The sequence below is a fragment of the Lentzea sp. NBRC 105346 genome (assembly GCF_030269605.1).
Classification (GTDB): domain Bacteria; phylum Actinomycetota; class Actinomycetes; order Mycobacteriales; family Pseudonocardiaceae; genus Lentzea.
Map to the genome: position 1 here is coordinate 602,028 of NZ_BSTQ01000001.1, position 16,304 is coordinate 618,331.

The window sequence follows — 16,304 nt, forward strand, 5'->3', positions numbered from 1 at the left end:
AGAAGATGCTCGGCGGGCAGCTCTACCGCGACAGCGACCCGGACCTCGTCGCGGAACGCCGGCGCGCCCAGGTGCTGCTCGACCGGTTCAACACCTGCCCCGAGCCCGACCGGCAGCCGGTGCTGAAGGAACTGCTCGGGCAGCTGGGCGACGGGTCGTGGATCATGCCGCGGCTGCAGGTCGACTACGGCCACCACATCAGCATCGGCTCCAACAGCTTCCTCAACTACGACGCGATCCTGATGGACTGCGCGCCGATCACCATTGGCGACGACGTGTCGATCGGCCCGCGCGCGCAGCTGCTCACCGCGTTGCACCCGATCGAGGACCACGAGGCGCGCCGGCAGCGTTGGGAGAGCGCCGCGCCGATCACCATCGGGAACAACGTGTGGCTGGGCGGCGGCGTGATCGTGTGCGCGGGCGTGACCATCGGCGAGAACACCGTAGTCGGCGCGGGCAGCGTCGTCACCCGCGACATCGGCGATCACGTGCTCGCGGCGGGCAACCCCTGCCGGGTGATCCGTCAGCTGCCCAGGTAGATCCCGGCCAGCCCGCGCGCGGCGTCGACGAACCGGGCCCGTAGCTCGAGGGGTTCGAGCACTTCGAGGTCCGGCCCGAACCGGAGGAACTCCGCCACGGCGTGGTCGATCGACTCGATCGGCACCGTCACACGCGTCCACTCGCCGTCCGGTGCCGCCGTGTCGCGCGCGGCCTGCGCGACGACGGCCGCGACGTTGCCGGCGAACCGGCGCATCCCGCCTGGCGACAGCCTGATCACCGCCTCGCTGGTGTGCCGTCGTCGCTCGAAGTCGACCAGCGACTGTTCCCAGTACGCGGCGAGATCGAATCCGGCCGGCGGTGTGAAGGTCTCGTCGCTCACCCGCACCCCGCGGATCTGCCCGACCCGATAGGTGCCGATCTGGCGGGACTTGGCGACCAGGTACCAGCGGCCGCCCTTGAGCACCAGCCCGTAGGGGTGCACGGTCCGCGTGACGTCCTGCGGCGAGCGCCACCGGTGGTAGTCGATCTCGATCACCCGCTCCCGCCACACCGCGTCCGCCACCGCCGCCAGGAACGGCGACTCGTCGGGCGAGGCGTACCAGCTGGGCGCGTCGAGGTGGAACTTCGCCGCCACGCTCTCGGCCTTGCTGCGCAGCCCGTCCGGCAACGCCGCCATGAGCTTGAGCTGGGCCGCCGTCACCGCCTCGGTCAGTCCCAGCTCGCGCGCCGGGCCCGGCAACCCGGCCAGGAACAACGACTGCGCCTCGGCCTCGGTCAACCCGGTCAGCCTCGTGCGGTAGCCCTCCAGCAGCCGGTACCCGCCGCTGGGCCCGGCGTCGCCGTAGAGCGGGACGCCCGCGCCGTGCAGCGACTCGACGTCGCGGTACACCGTGCGGACCGACACCTCCAGCTCGTCGGCCAGCGCCTGAGCGGTCATCAGGCCGCGGGTCTGCAGCAGGAGAAGGAGTTTGACGAGTCGGCTCGCACGCACCCCGAAACACTGACACAGGATGTCAGTGATCCCCCAATAAGGTCGCTGACATGGGGTTTTTCCAGAAGGACCTGCGCGTGCTCGACCCGGTCGTGGCCGGCGGCAGGCACGTCAAGCGGTACGAGGTCGTCACTCCCGGGCTCACCATCCCCGAGGAGGTGCGCGCCGCCGCGCTCGAGTTCCTGCCGAAGCTCTACCCGGACTGGGCCGACCCGACACCGGCCGCCACCGTCATGGTGCTGCACCGCGGCGCCGCCGGCGCGTACGTCAACGCCTACAACTGGGTGTGGGACAACGTGCTGCACTGCCGCACCGCCGCGTCCGGCGACCAGCCGTTCCTCGGCAGCACCGGCGACGACCTCACCGATTTCACCGTGATCACGAAGGACCTGATCGGCTGCGTCTGGGAGCTCCCGCCACTGGAACACGAACGCTCGGCGTGGGTGCGGCACATGCTCGGCGACGCGCCGTCGATCGACGCCTACCTCGCCGACACCTTCCGCGAAGGGCCGGTGGGAGCGTGAAAACCGACTGGATGGGCAGCCCCGCACGCTGACTCCACGATCGAGTAATTGCCGCGACCGTCTCGTGTGGAGTAGTTACTTGAGCACAGTTCCACCCGCCGCCGGAGTTCGGAGTTCGTCGTGGAGTGCCAACAGGATCCCTGCACGCTGTGCTACGGATCCGGAACGATGACCTGGCAACAACCCGTACCCGGCCCCGACGGCCTCGTGCTGCACGAGATGTCCCACCCCTGCCCGCGCGGCTGCTCGGGGTGGTGGAGGTTGCCCGCCGCGGAACGCACCGGCGTCGTGGCGGGCAACTGCGGACAGGCCAACCAGATCGAGCGTTGATCACCCAGTGCTGATCACTCTGGGTCAATAGTGGGTGTCACCCATTATTGCCGGGCCCTTCCCCGCCTGGCGGCTGCCACCGGACACAGTGGACGCCACACTGGGCGGGTGAAAGAGTGCCCCCGATGCCTCGGGTCAGGACTGAACGAGGACCGGACCGCCTGCCGGGTGTGCGGCGGGATCGGCCAGGTCCCCGATCGGTAGGTCAATCCTTCCTGAGCATCAGCGTCGGACCGAGGATCCGGCGGGCGATGCGGCGTGACAGCGACTTCGGTGGGCGGGGTGTGGCAGCCGGCTTCTGCGCGGGTTGAACCGTCTCAATCGGCATCGTGACAGCGTTTTCCGGCTCGGCGCCGGTGGGGGAGTTCGGCACGGCGTCGATCTTGCCAGAGGTGTGTCTGCGGACTGCGCAGACCTCCGGATCGACGCCGGTGTCTTGTGGGGGCCGAGCCCCCACGCGAGCGATCTCGGCCGAGGTGTGTCCGCGGAACGCACGGACCAATTGATCGTTCGCGGTGTCTTGTGGGGGCCGAGCCCCCACACCCCCGCCGGGGGCTGCGCCCCCGGACCCCGCGGTGGTTTCACTGGCCGCAATGCGATCCCGGCTGGGCCCACCTCACCCCCGGCCGTCGCTTCGCCGTCCCGTGACATTCTCCCCGCATCGGAACGCAACACGATCGCGCGAGCGGCCCTAAGCCGGATGTGACGACCCCAACGACGCAGGCCGACGCCGACCTCTGGCAGCTGATCACGGAGGACGACCACGCCGCGTTCACCGAGCTGTTCGAGCGGCACGCGGAAGCGGTGTGGAACTACGCCTACCGGCTGACCGCCAGCTGGGCGACGGCCGAGGACATGCTCTCCGCGACGTTCCTCACCGCGTGGCGCAAGCGCGGCGACGGCGTGCTGGTGCGCGAGTCCGCGCTGCCCTGGCTCTACACCGTCACCGCGAACCTCGTGCGCACCGAGTGGCGCGCCGGGCGCCGGCGGCTGCGGATGCTCTCGAAGCTGAGTGCCGAGCACGAACGCGACCACGCCGACGACGTCGCCGACCGGCTGCACGCCCGCCAGCACCTGCAAGCCGTGATCGCCGCCGTCGACCGGTTGCCCCGCGCGGAACGCGAGGTCGCCCGGCTGTGCCTGCTGGGCGAGCTGTCCATCACCGACACCGCCGCGGCCCTCGGCATCGCCGAGGCCAGCGTCCGCTCCCGTGTCTCCCGTGCCCGCGCCCGCCTGCGTGACCTGACCGCGAGGAACCCCCATGACTGAGCTCCCGCCCTACGAGACACTGCCCGACCACGTCCGCGCCCGTGCCCGCGCCCGGATCGCCGAAGGCATGACCGGGCAACGCCGGCCCGTGTGGCGCGCGCCCCTCACCGTCGCCGCGGGCATCACCACGCTCGCCGTCGCCGCCGTGTTCACCGGCCAGGCCCTGTGGAACCCGGCACCGCTGGCCAAGCAGCCCCCGGCCGAGATTCCGCAGCTGCAGGGCCCCGACCTCGCGCAGCGCTACCAGGTACAGCGCGACGTGCCCGCGCCGATCGTCGAACGCTGCGGCGCCGCCCGGTTGCGGCCGGTCTCCTCGGCGTCGGCGAAGGGGATCACGCTGGCGGTCTTCGCCTCCGACGAGGGCCGGGTGTTCTGCGCCGTCACCGCCACCACCGTCACGGTCTCCCCGCCGACGAAGACCGGCCTGGGCACCGCACCCGCCCGCCTGCTGTTCACCGCGCCGAACGGCGCCATGGCCGGACTTGTCCGCGAGCAGACCGGCCACCTGTCGTTGCGCCGCACCGACGATGCGGGCGTCTCAGCGATGGCAGCCGTGGTCGGCGACGTGTTCCTCGCCCCCGAGGGCTTCGCCGGCGCGGACCGCGGCGTGCGGTTCCTGGTCGACGGCGACGAGGTGCCCGCGGACATCGTCCCGCCCGTCACCCCGGCGGTGACCGACCGCCCGCTGCCACCAGGCGAGCGGGAGTCCGATGCCGGGAAAAGGCTCGCGGCCTGCCTGCGCGAGCAGGACAACGGGATCGCCGACCCCGACCAGTTCGTGCCCGGCGCGCACGCGGTGCTCGGCACGGACAGCGAAGTGCAGGTGGCGAGCTTCGGCGAGCTGTTTCTCGAGTGCCGCGTCCGCGATGGCGTCGCGCCGGTCCCGCAGGCCGCTGTGGTGGACCTGGAGTCGCATCGGACGCTGCGCCTCCATTGGTACTTCTACGACTTCAAGCCCTCTGAGCAGGGCGGGGACACCAGCGACCGGCGGGCCTTCACCGGGCAGGTGATCGACCAGCGGGTCGCGAAGATCACGCTGTCCCGGCCGGGGGTGCCCGACCAGACCGCGGAGATCGCGAACGGCACCTTCGTGGTGCCCGGACCCGTGCCTTTCGACGTGGAATCGAAGATCACCGCCTGGGACGCCGACGGGGTGGTGCTGGAGGAAATTAGTCTGCGGGAGTGACCTTCCGCGGCTTCGACGCAGAACTGCTCGGCGGGCTCGGCCGCCGCGGCGCCACCGACGCGCAGATCCATCTGCTGCAACGGGTGCTGCGCGCGGTCGAGCCCGCGAGCCTGCTGAGCCAGCACGTGTCGTCGATCCCCGGCGCGGCCTCGGAGGTGCCAAGGGCGCACGAGGCGCTGCTCAGCCACGCCGCGATCGGCCAGCCGATGCGCAACCTGCTGTGGCGGATCTGCGCCAACGCCGCGGCCGTCGCGCCACCGGAGTGCGCGGCCGTGCTGGCCGACGTCGCCGCGGACACCGCGTCCAACGACAAGCAGTTCCGCGTCAACACCGCCGAGTACGCCCAACGACTGGGCGAGTTGCTGCCCGGCATCCGGTCCCAGGTGATCGAGCGGTTCCGCGCCGCCTGGAAGTCGGGCGACGACCTCAGTCGGGCGGCGGACGAGATGGCGTGCCTGGTGGCCGCGACCGGCCGCGACGTCACCGCGTTGGAACGCGCGCTGGTGCACGCGCCCCTGGACGACGTGATCGACGTGCTGCTGCCGCCACTCAAGCGTTATCAGGTCGCTTGCGTCGTGCAGGGTGTCCGCGAGCTCGTCGGGCTGTCCACTTTGGAGCCCTCGGCGCGGCACCTGACGGAGGAGTCGCGCTGGGGTCCCGCGACCGCGCGGCTGCGGGAGTTCCTCGCCCAGGTCACCGGGTGCGTGGTCGGCATCGAGGTCGACGCCGTGGACAAACCCAGCGCGGGCCGGCTCGCCAGACGCCGCGTCACGGAGCTGCTCGACCAGTACGTCGCCGGCCACCGCCTGCTCACCATCACCCTCGACCCGCGGGTGCTGGTTGCCCGCGTCGGCGCGCTGGACACCGAGGAGGTCGGCCGCCGCAAGGTGACCGTCCGCAAGGCGCATCCACTCGTGCCGCACTGGCCGTCCGGACTGCGCGAAGGCCTGCGCATGGCGCACCTGGCCCGCGTGACCGAGTCCCCGCTCGCCGCGGCCGCACTGTCGTGGGCCGCGCTCGAGGCGTGCGGCGTGCATCGGCGCCCGGAAAAGCTCGCCGCCGCGCTGTCGCTGCAGGCGTTGCGGCAGCAGGTCGCCGAGACCCACCAACTCGTGCACCAGTCCGTCACCGCGGCCGCCAAGTTCACCGGCTCCCGGTCGGTGCTGCGGCCGCTCACCGTGCTGGCCGGGCACGCCGAGGTCGACGAGCACCGCCGGCTGTGCGACCTCAACACGTGGGTCGACGTGCTGCTTCCCTCCCGCGACCGCGACACCCCGGCGCTGACCGCCGCCCGCGCCGCGCTGGACTCGCTGGAGCTGGCGCCATTGGCGGCTCATCAGGTGGCCGAGTGGCGGGAGCGGCTCGCGGAGCCGGCTTCGTGCGCGGAGTGGCTCGGGCACACCGAGAACCGCCTGCGCACGCTGCTGGAGGCGCTCTACGGTGCGCGGAACCTGACGTTGCACGCCGGCATGTTCTCCGCGGCCGACGACGAGGTGCTCGGCCAGGGCGGCCTGCTGGTCGTCGACTTCACGCTGGAGTTCCTCGGCAACTGGTACCGACACGCCGACGGAAACGAAACGCCGTTCGACATCGTCGAACAGCTCGCGCTGCGGCAGCACCGGATCTGCGGTCGCATGCGACATCGTCGAAACCCGCTCTACCCACTGGACATCGGCCGCCTCACGAGCCCGAACTGCCCGACCGGCTGGGGCCGGATCACACCAGGCATCACACCGGGCGTCACACCAGCCGGAACCGAGACCGCGCCAGACTGACCGCCACCACCACGAAACCCGCCGCGGCGACCGACAATGTCGTACGCGGGCCGACATTGTCGGCCAGCAACCCGCCCAGCGGCGCCCCGACGGTCACCATGCCCCAGTTCAGCGAACGGATGGTGGCGTTCGTCCGCCCCTGCAACCGGTCCGGCGTCACCGACTGCCGGTGCGTGACCGCGGGCGGGCTCTCCACCCCGATGCACACCCAGAACAGGAACTGCGCCGCCGCCGCACCCCGCCAGTCCGCCACCACCGCCATGCCCGCGATCGCGACCGGCACCACGAACCACGACAGCACGCACAGCCGGCCGACCGCGAGCCGCCGCACCGCCCACGTCGACACCGCACCACCCAGCACCCCGCCCACACCGGCGCACGCATAGGTGAAGCCCAGCTGTGGCACGCTCATCCCGAGCACGGTCAGCGCATAGCCCGGATAGACCGCGCCGACCGCCGCCGAGAAGATCATCCACACATGGGTGTTGACCGCCAGCGGCGCGAGCGTCGGGTGCCGGTACACCCACCGCAGTCCTTCCGACACTGTGCTCCGCTCCCGCGACGGCGGCGGTTCCGACACCCGCAGGGTCGCCAGCAGCAGCCCGGAGACCAGGTACGACACGGCGTCGAGCACCATCGACAGCGGCGCACCCAGTGCCTTGACCAGCGCGCTTCCCACCAGCGGCCCGGTCGCCGCCGCGGCCGATCCCGTCTGGGCTAGCCGGGCGTTGGCGGTCGGCAGCCGGTCGGTGGTGACGAGGCGGGGGAGCAGCGACTGGCTCGCCACGTCGTGCCCCAGCGAGAGCAGGCCCATCAAAGCCAGCATCACCGCCAGCGTCGGCACGTCGCGCACGAACAGGGCGGTGAGCGTCAGCAGCACGGCCCGGCCGATGTCGGCGGTCACCAGGATCGGCAGGCGGCGGCAGCGGTCCACCAGCACGCCCATGATCAGGCCGAACAGCAGGTACGGCAGCCAGCGCGCGGCGCTCAGGACGCCGACGTCGGTGTTGGAGCCGTGCAGGGTGAGCAGCACCAGTGTCGGAATCGCGAGCGTCGTGACGTGCGTGCCCAGTTCGGACACCGTGGCGGCGGCCCAGAAGCGCAACAGCGGTCGTGAGTGGTTTCCGTCGCCTGGGCGACGGAAACCACTCACGACCCCGCGGGTTCGGTTCATGCCCGCCACGATGATCAGCGGCGGTTGTGCGAATGTTGTGCCGTGGAGTTCGCGCTGCTCGGACCGGTCGAGGCGGGGGTCGGCCTCGGACCGCTGCGCCAGCGCGCCGTGCTCGTGGCCGTGCTGCTCGACGCCCCGGTGCCGGTAGACCGCCTCGCCGAACGCGTCTGGGGCCCCGCCGTGCCACGCAGCGCGCGTCGAACGCTGTTCAGCTACCTCTCCCGGCTCAAGTCGGCGGGCGTGCCGATCGAACGCAGGCCCGCCGGGTACGTCGTCGAACCATCCACTGTGGATGTCGACCGGTTCCGGGAGCTGATGCGGGACAAGCGGTATGACGAGGCGCTGGCGTTGTGGCGCGGTGAGCCGTTCGCCGAGCTCGACTCACCCTGGTTCACCGAGGTCCGCGCCGCCCTGATCGCCGAACGCGACGCGGCCGAGTTCGAGCAGGTCGAGTCGGCATTGTCGAACGGCGTTCGGATCGACCTGGCGGGACTCGCCGGCCGCTGCGCGCGGCGGCCGCTGGACGAACGCCTGGCCGCCCAGTACGTGCTCGCCCTGCACCGCGCCGGACGCACCGCCGACGCGCTGGCGCACTACGACCGCACGCGCCGGGTGTTGCTCGACGAGCTCGGCGTCGAACCGGGACCGCTGCTGCGCCGCCGGCACCTCGAGGTGCTGGAAGCCGTGCCGAGGCAACTGCCCGCGCGGCCCCGGTCGTTCGCCGCCCGCCAGGAGGATCTCGCGAAGATCCAGGTCGGCGCGATCACCGTGATCAGCGGCCCCGGCGGCGTCGGCAAGACGTGGCTCGCCCTGCAGTGGGCGCGGCCGCATCCGGATGGCGAGCTGTACGCGGACCTGCGCGGCTTCGACCCGGCCCGCGAGCCGGTGCGGCCCGAGGTCGCGCTGCGCGGGTTTCTGCGCGCGCTCGGTGTCGGCGAACCACCCGCGGACCTCGACGACCAGGTCGCGCTCTACCGGACACTGACCGCGTCGAAACGCATGCTCGTGCTGCTCGACAACGCCCGCGACGCCGAGCAGGTCACGCCACTGCTGCCCGCCGGGCCGTCCACCGTGCTGATCACCAGCAGGCATCGGCTGCACGGCCTGGTCACCGGCCACGGCGCCCGGCCCGTTCCGCTCGACGTCCTCGACGAGGCCGGCTCGAGGCTGGTGCTGCGCGCGCATCTGCCCGGCGCGCCGGACGAACTGGTCGAACTGTGCGGCGGCCTCCCGCTGGCGCTCGGCATCGCGGCCGCCCGCGCCCACGCCGTGCCGGACCTCGTCCAGGAGCTGCGCGAAGACCGGCTCGGCGCACTGGACGGCGGCGACCTCACCGCGAGCCTGCGCGCGGTCTTCTCGTGGTCGCTACGCGCCTTGGACACCACCACAGCTGAGGTGTTCGCGCTGCTCGGCCGCACGCCCGGACCGGACGCCGGTACTGCGGCCGTGGCCGCGATGGCCGGCCGTCCCGTGCGCGCCGACCTGCGCAGACTCGAGGACGCGCACCTGGTCGAGCAGCACCTGCCCGGCCGGTACCGGATGCACGACCTGGTCCGGCTGCACGCCGCGGAACAACCGGCCGACCCCGAGGCCGCGCGAAGGCTGGTTCGCTACTACCTGGGCACGGCGTTCGCCGCGGACCGCGTCATCTACACCTACCGCTCGCCGATCGACGTCACGCCCGGCACCGCCCCGGACGAGCCGCTGTCGTGGTTCGCCGCCGAACACGCCTGTCTGCGCGCCGCCCAGCGGATGGCGCTCGACCACGGCTGGGACGACGAGGTGTGGCGGCTGGCGTGGGTGCTCGACGGCTACCACGTGCAGCGCGGGCTGCTGCTCGACCTGCGGGCCATGTGGTCTGACGGCCTGCCCGCTGCCCGGCGATGCGGCAGCCGCCTGGGGCAGTTCGTGGCGCACCGGATGCTGGGCATCGTCCACGGTCAGCTCGGCGACTACGACACCGCGCACCACCACCTGGCCCAGGCGCGCGGGTTCGCCGCCGGCGTGCAGCACGCGCACGTCGACATGGCCACCGCCCGCGTGCTGTCGTTCCAGGAGGACTGGCAGCCCGCGCTGGACCTCGCCCGCCGCTCGCTCGACGTCTACGAGACGCTGGACAACGACCTGTGGCAGGCGCTCGGGCACACCGCGGTCGGCTGGTTCGCCACCCGCCTGGGTGCCCGCGACGCCACGCATTTCGAACGGGCGCTCGCGTTGTTCCGCAAGCACGACGACTCCAGCGGCGAGGCCGACAACCTCGCCAACCTCGGCCACCTGCACGCGCTCGCCGGCCGCGCCGACACCGCGATCGCCCACTACGAGCGGGCACTCGAGCTGCTCCGCGCGACCGACCTCGCCTACGACGAGGCCGTCGTGCTCGAGCAGTACGGCGAGGCGCTGGAGATCCTCGGCCGCGACGCCACGGCCGTGCGGTCTCAGGCCGCCGCGCTGTTCCGGTCCCAAAACCGGATGCACAAGGTCCGCGAGCTGCGGTAGTAACGGGCCGTGGAGACGCCCCGGATGGTGCTGCGCCCGTTCACCGAGTCCGATGTGGACCTGCTGGTCGAGCTGAACACGGACGCCGACGTGATGCGGTTCCTCGGCCCCCCGATGTCGCGGGCGGACACCGAGGCCGAGTTCCCGAAGTACCTCACCGACGTCTTCCTGGCGGCGTTCGCCAAGGACACCGGCGAGTTCCTCGGCTGGTTCGAGTTCCGCCCGCTCGCCGACGGCGCCGCCGAGCTGGGCTACCGGCTGCGGTCGGGCGCGTGGGGCCGTGGGTTCGCGACCGAGGGCTCACGCGCGTTGATCGACCGCGGCTTCCGCACCGGCACCCAAAGGGTCGTCGCCGAGACGATGTTCGTGAACTCCGGCTCGCGCCGGGTGATGGAGAAGTGCGGCCTGCGGCACGTGCGGACCTTCCACGTGGACTGGCCGGACCCCCTCCCCGGCACCGAGCACGGTGAGGTCGCCTACGAACTCACCCGCGACGAGTGGCTCGCTCAGCATCGGGGACAGGGCACCGGGGACGCTCCGTCACGCGGCGCGGGGATCTGAACCTGCGGTTCCGGCTCGGCCGGGATACTCGGGAGGACGAGGGCTGCGCTGCTCAGGCAAGGGATCATCATGGCGACAACGATGCCGCCCGAGCACCGTCGGTCACCATGTGGCTAACCCCCGTAGTCACTCTGCGGTCAGCACCACTCACGCCTGGATCCTGGGCATGATCTCCGCGGCGAACCGCTCCGTGAACTCGACGGGGTCCCGGTCGGGCATCACCTGCACCTCGCCGATGCCGAGCCGGCCGTACTCCTCGACGGCCTTGACGAACCCGTCCGCGTCGCCCAGCACGGGCTGGTTGTACAGCGCGGTCCGGTCGATCGAGTCGTAGTCGCGTCCCTCGGCGTCGCAGTGCGCGCGCAGCACGTCGAGTTTGCGCGCGACCATGTCCGGGCCGGCGGCGAACACGTTGCAGGCGTCGCCGTACCGGGCGACCAGCCGCAACGTCTTCTTCTCGCCACCGCCGCCGATGATGATCGGCGGATGCGGCCGGCTCACCGGCGCGGGCACGCAGATCGTCTCGGCGAGCCGGTAGTGCGTGCCTTCGAACGGGCCGTTGTCGTCACTCCACATCTGCTTGCAGATCCGCAGCGTCTCCTCGAGCCGTTCGAAGCGCTCAGCCACCGGTACGACCGGCACGCCGAGCCCGCGCTGCTCCCGCTCGTACCAGGACGCGCCGATGCCCAGCGTGGCGCGGCCGCCGGACAGCACGTCGAGCGTCGTGACGGTCTTCGCGAGCAGGCCGGGATGGCGGTACATCACGCCGGTGACCAGCAGTCCCAGCCGCATCTTCGAGGTGAGCCCGGCCAGGTAGCCGAGCTGCGTGTAGCCCTCCAGCATCGGCTCGTCGGCGGCCGTGCCGCCCACCCCGATCTGGAAGAAGTGGTCCATCGTCGTGAACGAGGCGAAGCCCGCGTCCTCGGCGGTCCGAGCCGTCCGGGCGAGCGTGCCGGCGATGTCCGGCGTGTGCGCGTAGTTCCAGTAGTGCAACCCGATCCGCATTTCCGTATCGTATACGGTATTGTTTTCCGTATGACGTACGGATATGGGGAGGCATGGTGGAACGCAGCGGTGGCGGAGACCCCGCGCGGACCGTCGAGCTGCTGTGGCGGACCCGGCCGGTGGCAGGGCGCGGCCGCAAACCGAAGGTGACCGTGGACCAGATCATCACCGCGGCCGTCGCGGCCGCCGACGCCGATGGCCTGGGCGCCATGTCCATGGCACGGGTGGCCGCGGACCTGGGGCTCGGCACGATGTCGCTCTACACCCACGTGCCGGGCAAGGCGGAGCTGATCGACCTCATGGTCGACGCCGTGCTGCGGGAACGGGACCTGCGGCCGGCCGACGGCGACTGGCGCGCGCAGGTCGAGCTGTACGCGCGGCGCACGCGGGAGGTCTACCGGCGACACCCGTGGTTGCGGGACGTGTCGATGGTGCGGCCGCCGCTCGGCCCCGGACTGCTGGCGGGCGAGGAGTTTCTGCTCGCCGCGCTGTCCGGCATCGGGCTCGAACCGCGCCAGGTCGTCGCCGCGATGGGCGCGATCATGACGTTCGTCGACGGTGCCGTGGCCGCCGAGGTCGACACCGCGCAGCTGGAACGCGCGACCGGTGAGTCGACCGACGCGTGGTGGGCGGCGCGGCAGCTGTTCTGGGACGAGTACTTCGACGTCACGCGGTATCCGGCGATGACGAGCGTGTGGGAACGCGGTGGGTTCGACCTGAGCACGGGCGAGCAGTCGGAGAACGCGTTCGAGTTCGGGCTGCGGCGCCTGCTGGACGGAATCGAGGGGGGAGTCCGATGACGATCATGGTGACGGGTGCGACCGGGCACGTGGGGCGGCACGTCGTGCAGGGGCTGGTCGAGGCCGGCCGGCGGGTGCGGGCGGTGACGCGGGACCCGGCCCGGGCGGCGTTCCCGGCGGGTGTCGAGGTCGTCGCGGGCGACCTGCACGACCCCGAGTCGCTCGACTTCGACGGTGTGGAGCGGCTCTACCTGTTCCCCGTGCCCGCGACCGCACAACAGGTCATGGAACGCGCCAAAGGTGTCGAGCGGATCGTCGTGTTGTCCTCCGGCGCGGTGACGTTCGGGATGGACACCGAGTTCCACCTGCCGGTCGAGCGGGCCGTGGAGGCGTCCGGCGCCGAGTGGACGCATGTGCGGGCCGGCGAGTTCGCGCTGAACCGGCTCTTCATGTGGGGCCCGTCGGTCCGGGCGGACGGCACGATCTGGGATCCGAACCCCGACGCCGTGTCGTTCCCCATGCACGAGCGGGACATCGCGGACGTGGCGGTGCGGGCGTTGCTGGAGGACGGCCACGCCGGGCAGGCCTACACGCTCACGGGACCGGAGGTACTGACGGCCCGGCAGCAGGCGGCACGCATTGGCAACGCGATCGGCCGTGAGCTGCGGTTCCGTGACGTGACGGTCGCCGAGGCGCTGGAGTTCTATCGGCGCCAGGGCGGGTTCGCGGCCCAGATGGCGCCGTTCCTGCTGGGGGCGGAGGGTTACGAGGGGGACGAGGCCGAGCCGGACTGGGAGATCACCCCGTCCGGTGAGGTGGAACGGATCCTGGGCCGTCCGGGCCGGACGTTCGCGCAGTGGGCGCACGATCACCGCGAGGACTGGATGTGACCTGAGTCACATTGGCGGTGAAATGTCGAATGTCCGCCACAGCCGCTCGACGCCTGGGTAGAACAAGCGAACACGACTCAGGGAGATCCAGATGCGCTTCATGGTGATCGTCAAGTCCACACCCGAGACCGAGTCGGGCGCGCTGCCCAGCACCGAGATCCTCACCGCGATGGGCAAGTACAACGAGGAGCTGGTGAAGGCCGGGATCATGCTCGCCGGCGAGGGCCTGCACCCGAGCTCGCGCGGCGCGCGGGTGAAGTTCAACGGCGACAAGCGCACCGTGGTCGACGGCCCGTTCACCGAGTCCAAGGAGCTCATCGCGGGCTTCTGGCTGCTCGAGGTGTCCTCGCTGGAGGAGTGCGTCGAGTGGGTCAAGAAGATCCCGTCCGACCCCGCGGGCACCGAGTCGGTGATCGAGATCCGCCAGGTGTTCGAGGCCGAGGACTTCGGCGACAGCTACACCCCCGAGCTGCGCGAACAGGAGCAGTCGCAGCGCGAGCGCATCGAGGCCCAGCAGCAGAAGTGACATGAAACGTGCACTGAGGTAGACAGTGGCCCATGGGGGCCACTGCCACTACCTCAGTGCACCGCACCATCGACGCCGTCTGGCGAATGGAGTCGGCGAAGGTCATCGCCGCGCTCGCCCGCTACGTGCGTGACGTAGGACTGGCCGAGGAGCTCGCGCAGGACGCGCTCGTCGCCGCACTGGAGCAATGGCCGTCCGACGGCGTGCCCAAGAACCCCGGCGCGTGGCTGATGACCACCGCCAAGCGCCGCGCGATCGACATGATCCGGCGCAAGGAGAACTACAACCGCAAGCTGGAGGAGATCGGCCGCGAGCTGAAGGAGGAGACGCCGGACGCGTCCGAGGGCATCGAGGACGAGATCGGCGACGACCTGCTCAGCCTGATGTTCACCGCCTGCCACCCCGTACTCACCACGGACGCGCGCGTGGCGCTGACCCTCAAGATGCTCGGCGGCCTCAAGACCGAGGAGATCGCCCGCGCGTTCCTCGTCTCCGAGGCGACCGTCGCGCAACGCATCGTGCGCGCCAAGAAAACCCTCGCCGACGCCGGCGTGCCGTTCGAGGTCCCCGAGGGCCCAGAGCTGGCCGAGCGCCTCAACTCCGTCCTCGAGGTCGTCTACCTGATCTTCAACGAGGGGTACTCCGCGACGGCCGGCGACGACTGGATGCGCCCCGAACTGTGCCAGGACGCGCTGCGACTGGGCCGCATCCTCGCCGAGCTCGCCCCCAAGGAACCCGAGGTGCACGGCCTGGTCGCGCTGATGGAAATCCAGGCCTCCCGCTCCCGCGCGCGCATCGGCCCCAACGGCGAACCGGTGCTGCTGCTGGAACAGGACCGCAACCGCTGGGACCAGATGCTGATCCGCCGCGGCCTGGCGGCCATCGACCGCGCCGAGGCGCTGGGCCAGGCCCCCGGCCCGTACCTGATCCAGGCCGCGCTGGCCGCGTGCCACGCCCGCGCGCGCACCCCCGAAGCCACCGACTGGCAACGCATCGCGTTCCTCTACGCCGCCCTCGCGCAGATCACCCCATCCCCGATCGTCGAGCTCAACCGCGCCGTCGCGCTGTCGATGGCGTTCGGCCCGGCGGCGGGGCTGGAACTGGTCGACCAGATCAAGGGCGAGAAGGCGCTGAAGGACTACCACCTGCTGCCCAGCGTGCGCGGCGACTTCCTGCTCAAACTCGGGCGCAACGACGAGGCGCGAGCCGAGTTCGAACGCGCCGCCGCACTCACCCGCAACGAACGCGAACGCGCCCTGCTACTCGAGCGCGCCGCCTCCTGCTGACGTCCTCGCGTACGCGCTCGGCGGCACGCCGATCGTCTGGGTGAAGTCGCGGACCAGGTGCGCCTGGTCGCTGTACCCGAGCTCGGCCGCGATCCGCGCCCAGTCCGCGTCGGTCTGCGCCCGTTCCAGCGCCTCGTGGATGCGATACCGCAGGATCACCCACTTCGGACTCACGCCCACGTACCCGTTGAACAGCCGCTGCAACGACCGGACCGTGGTGTGCTGCTCCCGCGCGAAATCCGCGACCCGCAGGATGCTCCGATCCGTGCGGATCCGCTGCACAAGATCCATCGCTTCCAGCGCAAGCGGATCCGGCCGCGGGTCGCGATCCAGCAACGCGGCGTCCAGCGCCCGCACCCGATCGTCCTCATCGGACGGTCCGACGATCTCGTGGGCCGCGATCTCGGGAAACGGCACGCGCCGCCCGGTCCACCGCGACACCGGGTGCTCCGGCAGGAACGGCCGGAACCCGCCCGGCCGGAACTGCACGCCGCACACCCGCACCTCGCCACGCATCGTGTGGCTGAACAGGTCCAGCGCCACACCCGCGAGCTCGCCACCGGTCGGCTGGAACACCAGGTTCACCGACGGGTGCGGCACCACGTGCTGGGTGAACGGCTCGTCCAGGTGTCCGTCGATCAGCCAGTAGTGCTCCAGGAACGGGCGCAGCGGCTCCGCCGGGAGGCGGCGCCGGAACCGCACCCGCGCGAACAGCTCCGGGGCGTTCACGATCCCACGCGTGTCGCGACGCGGGCCGGCGCCGCGAGTGTCACCGGGCGGACCGGCCACGGACCCTTACCTCCTCGGCGACGCGGACTGGCGAAGCCGCCGACGCCCAGGACCGGTCAAGCCCTGGGCCGGTCAGCCCTGGGCGTCGGCGGGGATGCGGACGGGTCAAGCCCCCGGCCTCGGGGATACGGGCCGGCCGGGCCCTCCGAGTCCTGGGAGCGGCCGACCAGCCGACGTCCCCCGCACCCGCCCAATGTGATGCCGCCGCCCCCGCGCGCTTCCTTCTGCTCAAGCGTAACGCTGGGGTCTGACAATTCCGCG

At 71.4% G+C, this 16,304-nt stretch carries 17 protein-coding genes; 12 read left to right on the plus strand and 5 right to left on the minus strand.

The window, feature by feature from the left end; all coding sequences use genetic code 11:
• Positions 1–5 precede the first annotated feature (5 nt).
• On the plus strand, positions 6–539 hold the full coding sequence (locus QSK35_RS02235; RefSeq protein WP_502881621.1) for a sugar O-acetyltransferase: 534 nt from the start codon (positions 6–8) through the stop codon (positions 537–539).
• Here QSK35_RS02235 and QSK35_RS02240 read toward each other — a convergent pair.
• Positions 524–1,492 carry a helix-turn-helix transcriptional regulator gene (locus QSK35_RS02240; RefSeq protein WP_285741697.1) on the minus strand — a complete coding sequence of 323 codons (969 nt, stop codon included), beginning with the start codon at positions 1,490–1,492 and terminating at the stop codon, positions 524–526. The two genes, QSK35_RS02235 and QSK35_RS02240, sit on opposite strands and share 16 nt — an antisense overlap.
• Positions 1,493–1,542: 50 nt before the next feature.
• Between QSK35_RS02240 and QSK35_RS02245 the strand changes: the two genes are divergently transcribed.
• Together QSK35_RS02245 and QSK35_RS02250 are read left to right on the plus strand one after the other, a co-directional pair.
• Entirely contained in the window at positions 1,543–2,016 is a 474-nt protein-coding gene (locus QSK35_RS02245; protein ID WP_285741699.1) for a hypothetical protein, read from the plus strand.
• A 168-nt stretch (positions 2,017–2,184) separates the two neighbouring features.
• Complete coding sequence (locus QSK35_RS02250; protein ID WP_285741701.1) at positions 2,185–2,346, plus strand: hypothetical protein; 162 nt, start codon at positions 2,185–2,187, stop codon at positions 2,344–2,346.
• 205 nt (positions 2,347–2,551) lie between these two features.
• On the opposite strand, the gene QSK35_RS02255 is transcribed toward QSK35_RS02250, so the two are convergent.
• Complete coding sequence (locus QSK35_RS02255) at positions 2,552–2,719, minus strand: hypothetical protein (protein ID WP_285741703.1); 168 nt, start codon at positions 2,717–2,719, stop codon at positions 2,552–2,554.
• Positions 2,720–3,048: 329 nt separating this feature from the next.
• Here QSK35_RS02255 and QSK35_RS02260 point away from each other — a divergent pair, with 329 nt between their 5' ends.
• The 3 genes from QSK35_RS02260 to QSK35_RS02270 are packed head-to-tail and all read left to right on the plus strand — an operon-like array spanning position 3,049 to position 6,576.
• On the plus strand, positions 3,049–3,615 hold the full coding sequence (locus QSK35_RS02260; protein WP_285741704.1) for an RNA polymerase sigma factor: 567 nt from the start codon (positions 3,049–3,051) through the stop codon (positions 3,613–3,615).
• Entirely contained in the window at positions 3,608–4,801 is a 1,194-nt protein-coding gene (locus tag QSK35_RS02265; RefSeq protein WP_285741706.1) for a hypothetical protein, read from the plus strand. Before QSK35_RS02260 ends, QSK35_RS02265 begins: the two co-directional genes overlap by 8 nt.
• On the plus strand, positions 4,798–6,576 hold the full coding sequence (locus QSK35_RS02270) for a hypothetical protein (RefSeq protein WP_285741708.1): 1,779 nt from the start codon (positions 4,798–4,800) through the stop codon (positions 6,574–6,576). Before QSK35_RS02265 ends, QSK35_RS02270 begins: the two co-directional genes overlap by 4 nt.
• Here the strand turns inward: QSK35_RS02270 and QSK35_RS02275 are convergent.
• Complete coding sequence (locus tag QSK35_RS02275) at positions 6,542–7,750, minus strand: MFS transporter (protein ID WP_285741710.1); 1,209 nt, start codon at positions 7,748–7,750, stop codon at positions 6,542–6,544. The genes QSK35_RS02270 and QSK35_RS02275 overlap by 35 nt on opposite strands.
• Before the next feature lie 42 nt (positions 7,751–7,792).
• Here QSK35_RS02275 and QSK35_RS02280 point away from each other — a divergent pair, with 42 nt between their 5' ends.
• Positions 7,793–10,246, plus strand: coding sequence for an AfsR/SARP family transcriptional regulator (locus QSK35_RS02280; RefSeq protein ID WP_285741711.1), 2,454 nt, complete (start codon positions 7,793–7,795; stop codon positions 10,244–10,246).
• A 9-nt stretch (positions 10,247–10,255) separates the two neighbouring features.
• On the plus strand, positions 10,256–10,807 hold the full coding sequence (locus tag QSK35_RS02285; protein WP_352243072.1) for a GNAT family N-acetyltransferase: 552 nt from the start codon (positions 10,256–10,258) through the stop codon (positions 10,805–10,807).
• A 147-nt stretch (positions 10,808–10,954) separates the two neighbouring features.
• Here QSK35_RS02285 and QSK35_RS02290 read toward each other — a convergent pair whose 3' ends face one another.
• Positions 10,955–11,812: an LLM class F420-dependent oxidoreductase gene (locus tag QSK35_RS02290; protein WP_285741712.1), complete on the minus strand. Its 858-nt coding sequence runs from the start codon at positions 11,810–11,812 to the stop codon at positions 10,955–10,957.
• Between the two features lie 53 nt (positions 11,813–11,865).
• On the opposite strand from QSK35_RS02290, the gene QSK35_RS02295 reads away from it, so the two are divergent.
• From QSK35_RS02295 to QSK35_RS02310, 4 genes are all read left to right on the plus strand, one after another.
• The gene (locus tag QSK35_RS02295; RefSeq protein WP_285741714.1) at positions 11,866–12,612 is read left to right on the plus strand and encodes a TetR/AcrR family transcriptional regulator C-terminal domain-containing protein; all 747 of its coding nucleotides are present in this window, start codon (positions 11,866–11,868) and stop codon (positions 12,610–12,612) included.
• Entirely contained in the window at positions 12,609–13,442 is an 834-nt protein-coding gene (locus QSK35_RS02300; protein ID WP_285741716.1) for an NmrA family NAD(P)-binding protein, read from the plus strand. The genes QSK35_RS02295 and QSK35_RS02300 overlap by 4 nt, the downstream gene beginning before the upstream one ends.
• A 91-nt stretch (positions 13,443–13,533) precedes the next feature.
• Positions 13,534–13,968, plus strand: coding sequence for a YciI family protein (locus tag QSK35_RS02305; protein WP_285741718.1), 435 nt, complete (start codon positions 13,534–13,536; stop codon positions 13,966–13,968).
• 32 nt (positions 13,969–14,000) lie between these two features.
• On the plus strand, positions 14,001–15,254 hold the full coding sequence (locus QSK35_RS02310) for an RNA polymerase sigma factor (RefSeq protein WP_285741720.1): 1,254 nt from the start codon (positions 14,001–14,003) through the stop codon (positions 15,252–15,254).
• On the opposite strand, the gene QSK35_RS02315 is transcribed toward QSK35_RS02310, so the two are convergent.
• Positions 15,228–16,043, minus strand: a complete 816-nt coding sequence (locus QSK35_RS02315) for a helix-turn-helix domain-containing protein (RefSeq protein ID WP_285741722.1) — start codon at positions 16,041–16,043, stop codon at positions 15,228–15,230. The two genes, QSK35_RS02310 and QSK35_RS02315, sit on opposite strands and share 27 nt — an antisense overlap.
• Positions 16,044–16,304 lie beyond the last annotated feature (261 nt).